Annotated in this window: 10 protein-coding genes; 7 read left to right on the forward strand and 3 right to left on the reverse strand. The window is 65.3% G+C overall.

Translation table 11 applies throughout. The features are described from left to right. Nucleotides 1-113 precede the first annotated feature (113 nt). The 3 genes from AB3X94_RS05150 to AB3X94_RS05160 all read right to left on the reverse strand — a co-directional run bounded on the left by AB3X94_RS05150 (nucleotide 114) and on the right by AB3X94_RS05160 (nucleotide 3,666). Nucleotides 114-1,106: a DedA family protein/thiosulfate sulfurtransferase GlpE gene (locus AB3X94_RS05150; RefSeq protein ID WP_176107133.1), complete on the reverse strand. Its 993-nt coding sequence runs from the start codon at nucleotides 1,104-1,106 to the stop codon at nucleotides 114-116. A 407-nt stretch (nucleotides 1,107-1,513) separates the two neighbouring features. Beyond that, on the reverse strand, nucleotides 1,514-1,765 hold the full coding sequence (locus AB3X94_RS05155) for a hypothetical protein (protein ID WP_008921056.1): 252 nt from the start codon (nucleotides 1,763-1,765) through the stop codon (nucleotides 1,514-1,516). A gap of 500 nt (nucleotides 1,766-2,265) precedes the next feature. Beyond that, nucleotides 2,266-3,666, reverse strand: a complete 1,401-nt coding sequence (locus AB3X94_RS05160) for a GntP family permease (RefSeq protein ID WP_176107134.1) — start codon at nucleotides 3,664-3,666, stop codon at nucleotides 2,266-2,268. Nucleotides 3,667-3,995: 329 nt separating this feature from the next. Between AB3X94_RS05160 and AB3X94_RS05165 the strand changes: the two genes are divergently transcribed. The 7 genes from AB3X94_RS05165 (at nucleotide 3,996) to AB3X94_RS05195 (ending at nucleotide 13,242) form a co-directional block, all read left to right on the forward strand. After that, entirely contained in the window at nucleotides 3,996-5,462 is a 1,467-nt protein-coding gene (locus AB3X94_RS05165; RefSeq protein ID WP_368610933.1) for a sigma-54 interaction domain-containing protein, read from the forward strand. Between the two features lie 99 nt (nucleotides 5,463-5,561). After that, nucleotides 5,562-5,825 carry a hypothetical protein gene (locus AB3X94_RS05170; protein WP_176107136.1) on the forward strand — a complete coding sequence of 88 codons (264 nt, stop codon included), beginning with the start codon at nucleotides 5,562-5,564 and terminating at the stop codon, nucleotides 5,823-5,825. Nucleotides 5,826-6,340: 515 nt separating this feature from the next. Next, nucleotides 6,341-6,544 carry a hypothetical protein gene (locus tag AB3X94_RS05175; protein WP_018438439.1) on the forward strand — a complete coding sequence of 68 codons (204 nt, stop codon included), beginning with the start codon at nucleotides 6,341-6,343 and terminating at the stop codon, nucleotides 6,542-6,544. 140 nt (nucleotides 6,545-6,684) lie between these two features. Further along, the gene (locus AB3X94_RS05180; protein WP_368610934.1) at nucleotides 6,685-7,884 is read left to right on the forward strand and encodes a serine hydrolase domain-containing protein; all 1,200 of its coding nucleotides are present in this window, start codon (nucleotides 6,685-6,687) and stop codon (nucleotides 7,882-7,884) included. Between the two features lie 125 nt (nucleotides 7,885-8,009). Beyond that, nucleotides 8,010-8,309 (forward strand): H-NS family nucleoid-associated regulatory protein, encoded by a 300-nt coding sequence (locus AB3X94_RS05185; RefSeq protein WP_176107138.1) that lies wholly within the window; start codon nucleotides 8,010-8,012, stop codon nucleotides 8,307-8,309. 708 nt (nucleotides 8,310-9,017) lie between these two features. Further along, the gene (locus tag AB3X94_RS05190) at nucleotides 9,018-10,619 is read left to right on the forward strand and encodes a peptide chain release factor 3 (protein ID WP_176107139.1); all 1,602 of its coding nucleotides are present in this window, start codon (nucleotides 9,018-9,020) and stop codon (nucleotides 10,617-10,619) included. A gap of 172 nt (nucleotides 10,620-10,791) precedes the next feature. Continuing rightward, nucleotides 10,792-13,242, forward strand: coding sequence for a GNAT family N-acetyltransferase (locus AB3X94_RS05195; protein WP_368610935.1), 2,451 nt, complete (start codon nucleotides 10,792-10,794; stop codon nucleotides 13,240-13,242). Nucleotides 13,243-13,250 lie beyond the last annotated feature (8 nt).

Below are 13,250 nucleotides of genomic sequence, written 5' to 3' on the forward strand. Positions count from 1 at the left end.
CGCTCCTTCGATGTTCATAGCACGATTGAACGCGAGGCAACGCAATGCGCGCTCACACGCCGGGACGAGCCGTGCCGCGCGCGTCAGGCGGACGATGCCGCCGCTGATTTCTACTAGACGGCTTTGGGCGCGATATCGTCGACGGTGACTTCTGGCGGCGGCATTTCGGGCAGCGAGTCGACCGGCTTGCCCGAGTCGCGCCAGGCTTCCATGCCGCCGCGCAGCGGCAGCACGTCGGAAAAACCGGCTTCGGTGAGTTGCTTGGCCATCCATGCCGCGGAAATCTCGTTCGGGCAGGAGCAGTAGATCACGAGCTTCTGATCGCGTGGATAGCTGGCGACGATGCCGTCGAGTTGCCGTTCGTCGGCGAATTGCGCGCCTGGAATCACGAACGGATCGAGCTTGCGCTTCTCCTGCGAACGGATGTCGAACACGACCGGTGCCTGATTAGCCTTGTACAGCTTCGCGAGTTCGTCGACCTCGATGCGCGCGGACGCGAGCTTCGCGATCAACTGGCGGCGGCGGATCCACCGGTACGCCGCGTACAGCACCAGCAACGCGACCACGACCAGCGCCGCCGTGCGCCCGAGCCGCCCGGCGATCGCGAACAGCATGTCGATCTGCCGCGCGAACAGCGCGCCGATGATCAGCCCGGTGCCGGACCACAGCGCGGCGCCGACGCCGTCGTAGGTGAGGAAGGTGCGGTAGCGCGTGCCCATCGCGCCGGCCATCGGGATCGATACGATCGACAGTCCCGGCACGAACTTCGCGACCGCGAGCACGCGCACGCCCCAGCGGCCGAAGAAGCGCTCGGTCTTTTTCACACAGGTGTCACGCGACAGCGACAGCCGGCAGATCGTCTTCAGCGTATTGCCGCCGTAGATGCGGCCCGCGACGTACCACGCGCTGTCACCGATCAGCGTCGCGAAGATTGACAGCACGAGGACCGGCAGCAACTGCGTGCCGACCGAGCCGGGGTGCATCGCGGCCATCGCGCCGAACAGCACGAGCGACGGCATGGCTGGCACCGGCAGCCCGAGCGCGGCGGCTAGCACGTTTGCGAAGACGAGCGCCGGTCCATATTGCGCGACGAGGTCATGTAGCATCGGTTTAATATCCGCGGCCCTTGCGGGCGCAGCGCGGTAAGGAACGCAAAGGGGAATGCAAGGATTATGGACGTATTTTCAAGACGTGCAACCGACCTGGAAATCGGCCCGTCTTGTGGCTGCAGTCAGGTCTGCATATAAGGCCACATGCCCCGCTACACAAGCGTGGCAACCGCGTGTGACAAGTGGTAGAAGGCCGGGTAAGCAGGCTCGACGAGACGCGCGAAAGCGCTTGCAAAAACCCGTAGGAAAGCGGGGATTGGCGGTTCGAGCGCAACAAGCGGAAGCACGGCGACGCACGCGGGCGCGCCCCATGCGAACAATTCCGCGCTGCCGCGTCGAAGCGCGACGCCACCGGCGCGGGGAGGCTGACGAGTCACGCGACGGTAACACGCCGCGCGCCTGCTTCACTGACGATGGTTGTGCTGCTCGCCCGGCAACTCGGCGCCATGCGCGCGGATCGCGGCGATCAGCTCCGCGGGCGTGATTTCGTAGCGCACTTCACGATGTATGCCCGGCTTGCGCTCATCGACCTCGATCAGCAGGATGCCTTTGCCGTCTTCGGTCGATTCGAGGCGCAGCGAGCGAAGTTCGCGCGCCGTTGCGTCGTCGTATTCGGTGAGCAGGGCCATTGACCCGGAGGACCCGGTAATGCGCATCGAAGTTGTCCTTGTTGCGTTGGTGATGGAGCCATTGTACGGGGCGGATGGCGTGCCGTCTGCCGCGTCGTCGTGCCGTGTTGCGTCTGCTTCTGTTTCGATCTCGCCCGGGTTTTCGCGCATTCGCGGTTGCGGAGCGAGCAACCAGTTTAACGCGACTCCTCGTTGCGACGGCTGCATTTTTCATGCCCCTCGGCGGCGCGGCTTGCGTTCGGGTTTTGTCATGCGGGTGACGCGGGCGCGGGCTAGGCGGCGTCCGGCGGCACTCTCGCTGTGGTTGGCGTCGCGCCCGGATTTCCTCACCTTTCGCGCACGAATCGCGCACTGAAAAAAATAGCCCGTCCGGATAGGACGGGCCGTTAAACGCCGTTGTTACTCGGGTCAGCCTGCCCTTGCAACATTGGGCGCTGACGCCTCCATCCTCGTGCTTCGTCGGCGGTCTGTCGAGGTGGGACTAATGCGGATCTATCAGATCAAAGTGCTGCTTTCCGGTTCGACGTTCACACGAGGCCGGTCGTGTAATACACCAGGATCACGAAGAACACCGCGAGCGTCTTGATCACCGTGACCGCGAAGATGTCGCGATACGACTGCCGGTGCGTGAGACCCGTCACCGCGAGCAGCGTAATCACCGCGCCGTTGTGCGGCAGCGTATCCATGCCGCCGCTCGCCATCGCGACCACCCGATGCAGTACTTCGAGCGGAATATTCGCGGCCTGCGCGCCCTTGATGAACGTATCGGACATCGCGGCGAGCGCAATGCTCATACCGCCCGATGCCGAACCCGTGATACCCGCCAGCGTGCTGACCGACACCGCTGCATTGACGAGCGGATTCGGAATGCTTTTCAGCGCATTGCTGACGACGAGAAAGCCCGGCAGCGCCGCGATCACACCGCCGAAGCCATATTCCGACGCGGTATTGAGCGACGCCAGCAGCGCTCCCCCCACCGCTGCCTTGGTGCCGACCGCAAAGCGGTGGCTGACGCGGCCGAACGCCGTCACGATGACCATGATGATGCCGAGCAGCAGCGCGCCCAGCACGGCCCAAATCCCCACCAGAGCCTTGACGTTCGTTTCGACCGGTGCATGCAGGCCCGGCAGGATCTCCGGCGTGACCGTGAAGGACGGGCCGTACCAGGTCGGAATCCAGCGCGTCAGCAAGAAGTTCGCGACGCCGACCACGATGAGCGGCGCGATCGCCAGCAGCGGATGCGGCAGTTCTTTCGATTCGACGCGCTCCGGCTCGTTGACGAGTTCGGTGCCGTAACCCTCGCCGGTCGCCATCGCGCCGCGGCGGCGCCATTCCAGATACGTCAGACCGACCACGATGATGAACAGCGAGCCGAGCACGCCGAGCGTCGGCGCGGCCCACGAGGTGGTCTTGAAGAACGTCGTCGGGATGATGTTCTGGATCTGCGGCGTGCCGGGCAGCGAGTCCATCGTGAACGAGAACGCGCCGAGCGCGATCGCGCCGGGCATCAGCCGCTTCGGAATGTTGCTCTGGCGATACAGCTCGGCCGCGAACGGATAGACCGCGAACACGACGACGAACAGCGACACGCCGCCATAGGTGAGCAACGCGCACACCGCGACGATCACCGCGTTCGCGCGCGAGCGACCGATATAGCGGATCGCGGCCGCGACGATCGACTCGGAGAAGCCCGACAGCTCGATCACCTTGCCGAACACGGCGCCGAGTAGGAACACGGGGAAGTACAGCTTCACGAAGCCGACCATCTTGTCCATGAAAATACTCGTGAAGACCGGCGCGACGGCGGCGGGCTCGGTGAGCAGGACGGCGGCGAGCGCCGCGATCGGCGCGAACAGGATTACGCTGTAGCCGCGATACGCGGCCAACATCAGAAACGCCAGCGCGGCGATAACGATGAGAAAGGTCATTGAGTCTCCATAGCCTGGTTGTTCTACCTTTTTTGCCGTCCTGATCAAGCGACGGCGCGGCGCGGTCGAGATGCAGATTCCATGCCATGCCCGGCGTTTGTCCGCTGAAGCGCTGCGGCGCCTGGCGCGGGCGGGCAGCGGTGGCCCGAGGCATCGTTGGCGGATTGTACCCGGGTGTCTCCGAAACGGGACTTCAATCCAGCTAAGATCACTTGAAACCAGGGTAAGTCACGATGCATAAGGCCTGTCGCCTGTCTCTGTTTGGAGATAAATTTGTCTAGCAATTGAGATTGATTGCAAACAAAACGATAAGCGGAGACAACGACAGCATGATGACCGACTGGACGGGCCTGCCCGCCGCCTACGACGACGTGCTGCGTCGGGCGATGGAATCGCTGTTTCGCACGTTCGAAAACTTCAGTGAAGGCACCTTCATCGTAGACGGGCAAGCGCGCGTTGTCTGGATCAATAAACGGTATGCGGCGCGCTTCGGCTTTTCGGACCCGCAACATGCGATCGGCCGCGATTGCGAAGCGGTGATCCCGAACAGTCTGATGCGCGAAGTCGTCAACACTGGCAAGCCGATCCTGCTCGACATCATGGAGACCGATCGCGAGCCGCTCGTCGTCACGCGTCTGCCGCTGAAGGACGATGCCGGCGCGACGATCGGCGCGGTCGGCTTCGCGCTGTTCGACGAGCTGAAAGCGCTGTCGCCGCTGTTTTCGCAGTACTCGCGGCTGCAGCAGGAACTGATCGCGACGCGCCAGTCGCTCGCGCAGGCGCGCCGCGCGCGCTATACATTCGGCAGCTTCGTCGGCACGAGCGCGGCGTCGCTCGAAGTGAAACGCCAGGCGCGGCGCGCGGCGCAACTCGAAGCGCCGGTGCTGCTGCTCGGCGAAACCGGCACCGGCAAGGAACTGCTCGCGCATGCGATTCACGGCGGCTCGGCGCGCGCGCATAAGCCGCTCGTCAGCGTCAACGTCGCGGCGATTCCCGACACGCTGCTCGAAGTCGAATTCTTCGGCGCCGCACCCGGCGCGTACACCGGCGCCGATCGCAAGGGGCGGGTCGGCAAGTTCGAGCTCGCCAACGGCGGCACGCTGTTTCTCGACGAGATCGGCGATATGCCGCTGCCATTGCAGGGCAAGCTGCTGCGCGTGCTGCAGGACAAGGAGTTCGAGCCGCTCGGCTCGAACCGCGTCGTGCGCGCGGATGTGCGGATCATCGCGGCGACCTCGGCCGATCTACCCGCGCTCGTCGCGGCCGGACGTTTTCGCGCGGATCTGTACTACCGGCTCAACGTGCTGACGATCCTCGCGCCCGCGCTGCGTGAGCGTCCATCCGACATCGAGGCGCTCGCCTACGCGATGCTCGAGGATCTGGCCGCGCAGGCGGGCGGCGGCAGCCACTTCGAATTACACGACGACGCGTTGCGTCTGCTGTGCGCGTACGACTGGCCCGGCAACGTGCGCGAGCTGCGCAACACGTTGGAGCGCGCCGTGATGCTGTCCGACAGCGAACGCATCGATGCGCGCGTGCTTGCGCCGTTCATCGGCTCGGGGCAGGGTGGCGCGACGGCGTCGACGCGGACCCCGTCTGTCGCGGCTGCCAGCGTGGACGTTGCGGCCGCCGCGGAACCCACTTCGTGGAGCGACGCGATGGCCGCCTTCGAAAAGCGCTTTCTGTGCGACGCGTTGCGCGCGAACGGCGGCCGCGTGATCGACACTGCGAAACAGATCGGCATGGGCCGCGCGACGCTGTACAAGAAGATCGCCGCGCACGGCATCGACGTCTGACGCGCCGCGCCCGCTCGGCCGCGCGGCGCGAACTGACGCAGCACGAGGGCAGCGTGGCACAATCGCGGGATCGAAAAACAAGACGTGACCGGGGTCTCCATGAAACGCCTTTCCTTCTTCGCGCGCCGCTCGAGCATCATGCTGGCCGTCGGCGCGATCGTCGCGCTTGGCGGGTGTAGCAGCAGCGCGCCGCTGTTCCTGCCGGACGGCCGCTTAACCACGCTCGTGCAATGCCCGGTCGGTTCCGACTCGTGCTCGCAACAGGCGGCCGCCAGTTGCAATGGCGCGTTCGACGTCGTGCGGCAGTCGAGCCAGGGCGGCACGCTGAGCCTGATCTACGCGTGCCGCGCGACCGCGAAGTAAGCACCTTTAGCCGCGCCGGTGCAACGCCGGCGCGCGCGGCAGTTTCATTCGCAGGCGGCATTGGTCTTTTCACCTGTTCCAGGTGATTCCCTGCCAAGTCCCGATACGCTTGCGGTTACCACATGGCTGTCATAAATTCATGCCTAATGTGGGTCCGATCCGCGATTAGCATGCGAATTGAGTTAAGTACGCCGCACGCGGCTTTTTTACAACGTTGAGTCGCCGTACACCGATTATCCTTTGCGCCCCGACAACGACTTATCTTTTCCTTCGGGGTGTCCAACGAAGTTCAGTGCGGCAGGCAACGGAACGTGAAATTTGACAGCAGTATTCTTTTTAAACCGTTGGGAATTTAACCCCGGCGAGAAGAAACTGCCGTTTTTTTCCGGCGCAGAAAATGAAGAGGAAGGTTTTCCCGCTGCTGGCGGGCATTAGTTCGGGTCGCGCGGGCCAACGCGACTTATGCTTTCGATTTTTTTGCTTCAACACTAATTCAATAGAATCCGGGGAAAGCAATGAATCATCAGCAACTCGAAAAAGATATCGAGCATCTCGAACAGATAATTTCCCATATTTCCGCAGAAGACCGTATTCCGTTGTCTTACTGGCGAAACCGCCTCCAGCACGTTTCCGGCGCGGTTATCGTGCCGGCGCAGGCAACCCGTGTCAAACGCCTCGATGCCGCGCTTTGCGCATTGGAAAAACGGCAGAAAGCCTGAGTGTCGTCACTAAGTCCGCCAATCGGAATCGGCAATCAGGAAAGCCGTCGTGTGCGCTTTCACCGGACCGGTTATATCTATCGGTTGATCGCCAAAGTGACATGGGCGCGCGCGCCTTCTTTTACCGACACAGGACGAACATGCAGATAGCAGGGCTTGCCGCGACCCGGCTCGCGAGGGTGACGACCACGATGCAGGGCTACGTGGAGCGCGGCGAAGTGGCGGGGGTGGTGGCGCTCGTATGGCGGCGCGGCGAACTCGGCTACTTCGAACCGATAGGCCTACGCGACGAAGCCGCGCAATTGCCGATGGAGCGCGACACGCTGTTTCGCATCGCTTCGATGACGAAGCCGGTGACGAGTGCCGCGATCATGATGCTGATCGAGGAAGACCGCCTCGCGCTCGATGCGCCCGTTTCGCGGTGGCTGCCCGAACTTGCGGCGCCGCGCGTGCTGCGTGATCCGAGCGGCCCGCTCGACCAGACCGATCCGATTCTCGCGCCGATTACGGTGCTCGACCTGCTCACGCATCGCGCGGGCTTCGCGTATCACTTCACGGCAACCGGTCCGCTCGCCGAAGCCTACTCAGCGGCTTTCAACGGCTTCGAGGCCAGCGGCAACAACAGCGCGTGCCTCGCGCGCATCGCCGCACTGCCGCTGATGTTCCAGCCCGGCTCGCGCTGGCACTACGGCGTGGCGACCGACGTGCTCGGCGTGCTGATCGAACGCGTGAGCGGCATGCCGCTCGGCGAGTTTTTCCGCACGCGCATTTTCGAGCCGCTCGGCATGCGCGACACCGCGTTCTGGGTGCCCGACGCGCAGCTTGCTCGCCTCGCCACCGCGTACAACATCGATCCGGGAACGCGGCGTCGCGTGGTCGAGGATCATGCGGCGGCGAGCCGCTGGGCCAATCCGCGGCGCTTTCAAAGCGGCGGCGGCGGGCTAGTCTCGACCGCCGAGGACTATCTGCAATTCGCGCAACTGCTGCTCGGGCGCGGTCGCGTCGGCGGCACGCGGCTGCTGTCGCATCGCTCGGTCGACCTGATGCGCAGCAATTTCCTGAGCCGCGACCAGCGCCGCCTGCCTGCGTTCGGTCACGTGATCTGGGCGGGGCAGGGCTTCGGCCTCGGCCTGTCGATCGTCGATGATCCGGCGCAGCAATTGCCGCTAGGCTATCGCTCGCTCGGCTCGTTCGGTTGGCCCGGCGCGTACGGCACGAGCTGGTTCGCCGATCCGGTCGAGAACATGATCGGCCTGATGCTGATCCAGCGCCGCTCGATCGACCCGTTCCCGATGGCCATCGACTTCGAACGCCGCGTCTACGATGCGATCGACGATTGAGCGCGGCCTTCGCGCCTGCGCTCGGCCGCGTGATTCACTATCCTGTGATTTATTCGTCTGATAGTGTCCGCTAACCATTCATCGCGATTCATCGCAGTGCGTCCAACCGAGGGGGGAACACCGGCATGGCCTCTTACAAACAGTTGACTGCGCAACTCGAAAAACTTCACAAGGAAGTCGCAGCCGCGCGCGACAAGGAAGTCGCGCAAGCTATCGCCGATATCAAGCAGAAGATTGCCGAATACGATCTGACCGCCGAAGAACTCGGCTTCACGAGCGCCGCGTCGAAGCCGCGCCGCAAGTCGTCGGCGACGGCAGTCGCCAAGTACCGCAATCCGAAGACCGGCGAAACCTGGAGCGGCCGTGGACGCTCGCCGGCCTGGCTCGTCGGGAAAAATCGCGAGCGGTTTCTGATCGAAGGTTGAATTTCGCCGTGGATGCCGATGCGTCCGTGTTCTCTGAAGTGATGCGTCGTTTGACTCGTTCCGCACCGTTGCGAAGGTCCCGAAAACGCTCACCTTTGCGTGACGCCTGAACGTGTCCAGCGAGATTCACCGATGCGTTCGAAGCTCGCGGGATGCTTCGGTGAGCCAGGCTTTGTCGCGCGACGCACCGCCGCGGGTGCGAATCATCATCGTGTCGCGCCGCTCCTCACAGCTCGCCGCAAACCCGCGCCAGCCTTTGCCGGCGGGCGTTTCCAGGCGTCGAGCCGGAGCCTGTTCGTAGCGTTGCGACGCTTTGCCGCGGTTTTCCCGCACATCGCGGTTGTGGTGCGTGCGCCGCGGCAGGTGCGTGCATGCGCTTCGCGATCCTCACCTTTGGCCGCGAATCATATCCGCCGCCACAAGTCCCGAAAACACTCACCTTTGCGCGCGGGCATGCGCGGCGCGGGACGCTTGCGCGGTCGCCCCGTCCGGTGCCGCGGCCCTTTCCCCGGCCGTCGCGCCAGACGTGTATCATTCGCACCTTGCGCCGTTTTTGCACCAGCGATTCCCGCATTGTCGAACCAGTGCCGGCCGATTCCGGCCCGCGCCCGACTCTCGCAGCTCGACGCCGCCGCGCCACGCGCGGCATACCGGCCGCCCAAAGCCGCCGGGAACCGCCCGAACCCCTTTCCGTGACCGCCAGACCCGATGTCAGTCTCCGAACTCAAACGCCGCCGCACGTTCGCGGTCATTTCCCACCCGGACGCGGGTAAAACCACGCTCACCGAAAAGCTGCTGCTGTTTTCGGGCGCGATTCAGATCGCCGGTACGGTGAAGGGCCGCAAGAGCAACCGCTACGCGACGTCCGACTGGATGGAGATCGAAAAGCAACGCGGCATTTCCGTCGCGAGCTCGGTGATGCAGTTCGAGTACGGCGATTGCGTGATCAACCTGCTCGACACGCCGGGCCACGAGGACTTTTCCGAAGATACCTACCGCGTGCTGACCGCGGTCGACGCCGCCGTGATGGTGATCGACGGCGCGAACGGCGTCGAAGCGCAGACGCTGAAGCTGCTCGAAGTCTGCCGCAGCCGCAAGACGCCGATCGTCACGTTCATCAACAAGCTCGACCGCGAAGTGCGCGAGCCGCTCGAACTGCTCGATGAAATCGAGCAGCACCTCGGCGTGGCGGCGGTGCCGTTCACATGGCCGATCGGCATGGGCAAGGATTTTCAGGGCGTCTACGACGTCCAGCGCGATCAGGTGCGGGTGTTCCGCGCCGGCCAGGATACGGCCGGCGGCGCGGTCGAAACGCTGCAGGCACTGAGCGACGAGGAAGGCGAGCGCCGTTTCGGCCACGCGTGGGTACGTGCGAAGGAAGAGATCGATCTGATCAGCGGCGCGACGCCCGAATTCGACCGTGAGCAGTTTCTGGCCGGGCAGCAGTCGCCGGTGCTGTTCGGCTCGGCGATCAACAACTTCGGCGTGAAGGAAATTCTCGACGCGCTGGTCGACCTCGCGCCGCCGCCGTCGATGCGTATGACCGTGCAGCGTCCGGTGCAGCCGGAAGAGTCGAAGTTCACCGGCGTCGTGTTCAAGGTGCAGGCGAACATGGACCTCGCGCACCGCGACCGCGTCGCGTTCATCCGCGTGTGTTCGGGACGTTTCGAGCGCGGCATGGCGGTGAAGGTCACGCGCTCGAACAAGACGTTCCGCGCGAACAACGTGGTCACGTTCCTGTCGCAGCGTCGCGAGACGGTGAGCGAGGCGTATCCGGGCGACATCATCGGTATTCCGAATCACGGCACGCTCAGTCTCGGCGATACGCTGACCGAAGGCGAGCAGCTTCAGTTCGTCGGCCTGCCGTTCTTCGCGCCGGAAATTTTCCAGACCGTCGAAGTGGTCGATCCGATGCGCGCGAAGCAGCTCGGCGAAGCGCTGAAGCAGCTCGGCGAGGAAGGCGCGATCCAGGTGTTCCGTCCCGAAGCGGGCGGTCTGATGATTCTCGGCGCGGTCGGGCAACTGCAGTTCGAAGTGGTGTCGCACCGTCTGTCGACTGAATACAAGGTCGACGTGCGGATGGCGCCGGCGCGCTACCGGCTGTCACGCTGGGTGACCTGCGACGATCCGGCCGAGCTGCGCCGCTTCACCGACTCGTACTCGGCGCGCATCGCGCTCGATGCGTCCGATGCGCCGACCTACCTGGCTTCGCACGTGTCGGAGATCGAGGTCGCGCAGAAGGCGTGGCCGAAGATCGTGTTCAACGAGTTGCGCGAGCACTCGGGGGCGCCGTTCAGGAAGGCGATGTAAAGCGGCGAGTCCGCTGGTTTCGAAGCTAAAAAGCCGCGTCGATCGACGCGGCTTTTTTCTTTTCGGTCGCCACGACGTCCCGGCGGCAGCGCGCGACTTCGCCTATGCTGACGGAACCACCCGCCCCGCCGCGAAGCCGGCTCCAATTCCTGTCCAACCGCATGGAGCGACCGTGACCGTTCGCAATCTCGACGCCCTGTTTCGCCCGAAATCCGTCGCCGTGATCGGCGCGTCCGAGCGGCCGGGCAGCATCGGCGCGATGGTCTGGGCGCGCGTGCTCGAAGGCGGCTTCGACGGCCCGCTGTGGCCGGTCAATCCGAAGCACGCGAAGCTCGGCGTCCATCCGGTGATCTCCGACGTCAGCGATCTGCCGCAGGCGCCCACCGTCGCGGTGATCTGCACGCCGCCCGCGACATGGCCCTCGTTAATCCACAAGCTCGGCGGCATGGGCACGCGCGCCGTGATCATCGTCGGCGAGGCGCGCAGCGATGAAGACCGGCTCGAACTGCGGCACGCGCTGTCGGCGGCGCGGCCGCATCTGTTGCGCATCGTCGGGCCGGGTAGTCTCGGCGTGGTGTCGCCGGCGCTCGGCGCGCATCTGGGCGCACCGTCTTGCACGGTCAAGGCGGGCGGCGTCGCCTGGGTGTCGCAGTCCAATGCGCTGACCAACGCGGTGCTCGGCTGGGCACGCGCGCGCGGGCTCGGTTTTTCGCACGCGGTGGCGCTCGGAGCGGAGGCCGACGTCGATGCCGGCGACGTGCTCGATTACCTCGCGAGCGACCCCGGCACCCGCGCGATCCTGGTCGAACTCGACAGCGTGCGGGCGGCGCGCAAGTTCATGTCGGCCGCGCGCGCGGCGGCGCGCAACAAGCCGGTGCTCGCGCTGCGCTCCGGCCGCGACGATCCCGCCGACGGTCTCTATACAGCGGCGTTCCGGCGCGCGGGCCTCGTGCGCGTCGACGCGCTCGACGATCTGCTCGACGAAATCGAAACGCTCGGCGTCGGCCGTGTGGCGGCGGGCGCCACCGCGACGCTGATTACCAGCGACCGGGGTCTCGCGACGCTCGCGCGCGACGCATTCAGCGCCGCCGGCGGCCTGCTCGCGCCGTGGCCTGCCGCGGCGTCGGACGCGCTGCGCGAAGCGCTGCCGCTCGCGGTGGGCGGCAATCCGCTGCTGCTCGGCGACGGCGCTCGTCCTGAGCACTTCGGCACCGCGCTGAAGCTGCTCGGCGAGTATCGCGAGACCGGCACCGCCGTCGTGGTGCACGCATCGACGCATGGCGCGCCCGTCGACGACGTCGCGCAGGCGCTGATCGAGCATCAGCGCTTTGCGTATCGCGGGCTGCTCGCATGCTTCTTCGGCGGTGTCGATGCGGCGAGGCGCGACGCGCTGCATGCGCAGGGCATCCCGGTGCACACGACGCCGCAGCGGCTCGCGCGCGCGTTCGCCCGTCTGGTCGATTACCGGCTGGGTCGCGAATTGCTGATGCAAACGCCGGAAGGCCTGCCCGCGCAGATTCCCGAGTCGATCGACGCCGCCCAGGCGCAGGCTCGCGAAGCGTTGGCGGCGGGCGAAAGCGAGCTCGCCGGGGACGCGGCGGCGCGGTTTCTGGCGCGATTCGGGTTGCAGGTGGAGGGTGTGGAAGAAGGGGGCGCCACTGCGCCCGGCCCCGCTGCGCCGTGCGCCGATGCCGACAGCGCGACAAAACCCATCGTCGACGTCGCCGTTGAACTGCACGACGACGACAACTTCGGCCCCGTGTTCCGCTTCGCCGCGCCGCCGATCGACGGCGTTTCCAGCGGGTTGCACGTGTACGGCCTGCCGCCGCTCAATCCGATGCTCGCGCGCGATATCGTCACCCGTTCGCAATACGCGAGGCTGGTCGCGCCGGAGCCGACGCTCGCCGCGTTGACGGCATTGTCGCAAGCGGTTTGCGACGTGCGCGAGATCGTCGGCCTCTCGTTGAAGCTGAGGGTCTACCGGGACCGCGTGACGGTGGTCGATCCGGTGTTGCGGGTCGGCGGGAAGCGCAGCCGTCTCGCGATCGTGCCGTATCCGCGCCGCTTCGAGGAAACGATCGACTGGCAGGGTATGCGTATAACGGTACGGCCGATTCGCCCGGAAGACGAAAACGCGCATCGCGAGTTCGTGAACGCGATGACGCCGGAAGATTTGCGGCTGCGTTTTTTCGGTGCGGTCGGCGCGTTCGACCACTCGCAACTCGCGCGCATGACGCAGATCGATTACGACCGGGAAATGGCGCTGATCGCGACGGTCGAGAACGAAGACGGCGTCGCGCAGACGCTCGGCGTGGTGCGCGCGGTGGCCGATCCCGACAACGAGACAGCCGAATTCGCGGTGACCGTGCGCTCGGACCAGAAGGGGCGCCGCCTCGGCCAGTTGCTGATGCAGCGGATCATTGCGTACGCGCGGGCGCGCGATACGCACTGGCTGATCGGTGAGGCGCTGCGCGAGAACACCGCGATGATCGCGCTGGCGAAGGCCAGCGGCTTCACGATCACGCGGACCGAAGACCCCGGCGTGGTCGGCTTCCGGATGGCGCTCGACGAAACGGCGGGGGCGGAGCCGAAGTCCGCCGCGCAGAATCAGCCGGGGGTTTGAGCGGCTTA

Origin of the sequence: Paraburkholderia sp. BR10923 (assembly GCF_040948765.1) — a bacterium.
Lineage (GTDB): Bacteria > Pseudomonadota > Gammaproteobacteria > Burkholderiales > Burkholderiaceae > Paraburkholderia > Paraburkholderia youngii.

What these genes read in the sequence shown, in the direction of transcription:
- AB3X94_RS05150 (WP_176107133.1), bottom strand. Translation starts at nt 1,106, where the DNA reads ATGCTACATGACCTCGTCGCGCAATATGGACCGGCGCTCGTCTTCGCA.
- AB3X94_RS05155 (WP_008921056.1), bottom strand. Translation starts at nt 1,765, where the DNA reads ATGCGCATTACCGGGTCCTCCGGGTCAATGGCCCTGCTCACCGAATAC.
- AB3X94_RS05160 (WP_176107134.1), bottom strand. Translation starts at nt 3,666, where the DNA reads ATGACCTTTCTCATCGTTATCGCCGCGCTGGCGTTTCTGATGTTGGCC.
- AB3X94_RS05165 (WP_368610933.1), top strand. Translation starts at nt 3,996, where the DNA reads ATGATGACCGACTGGACGGGCCTGCCCGCCGCCTACGACGACGTGCTG.
- AB3X94_RS05170 (WP_176107136.1), top strand. Translation starts at nt 5,562, where the DNA reads ATGAAACGCCTTTCCTTCTTCGCGCGCCGCTCGAGCATCATGCTGGCC.
- AB3X94_RS05175 (WP_018438439.1), top strand. Translation starts at nt 6,341, where the DNA reads ATGAATCATCAGCAACTCGAAAAAGATATCGAGCATCTCGAACAGATA.
- AB3X94_RS05180 (WP_368610934.1), top strand. Translation starts at nt 6,685, where the DNA reads ATGCAGATAGCAGGGCTTGCCGCGACCCGGCTCGCGAGGGTGACGACC.
- AB3X94_RS05185 (WP_176107138.1), top strand. Translation starts at nt 8,010, where the DNA reads ATGGCCTCTTACAAACAGTTGACTGCGCAACTCGAAAAACTTCACAAG.
- AB3X94_RS05190 (WP_176107139.1), top strand. Translation starts at nt 9,018, where the DNA reads ATGTCAGTCTCCGAACTCAAACGCCGCCGCACGTTCGCGGTCATTTCC.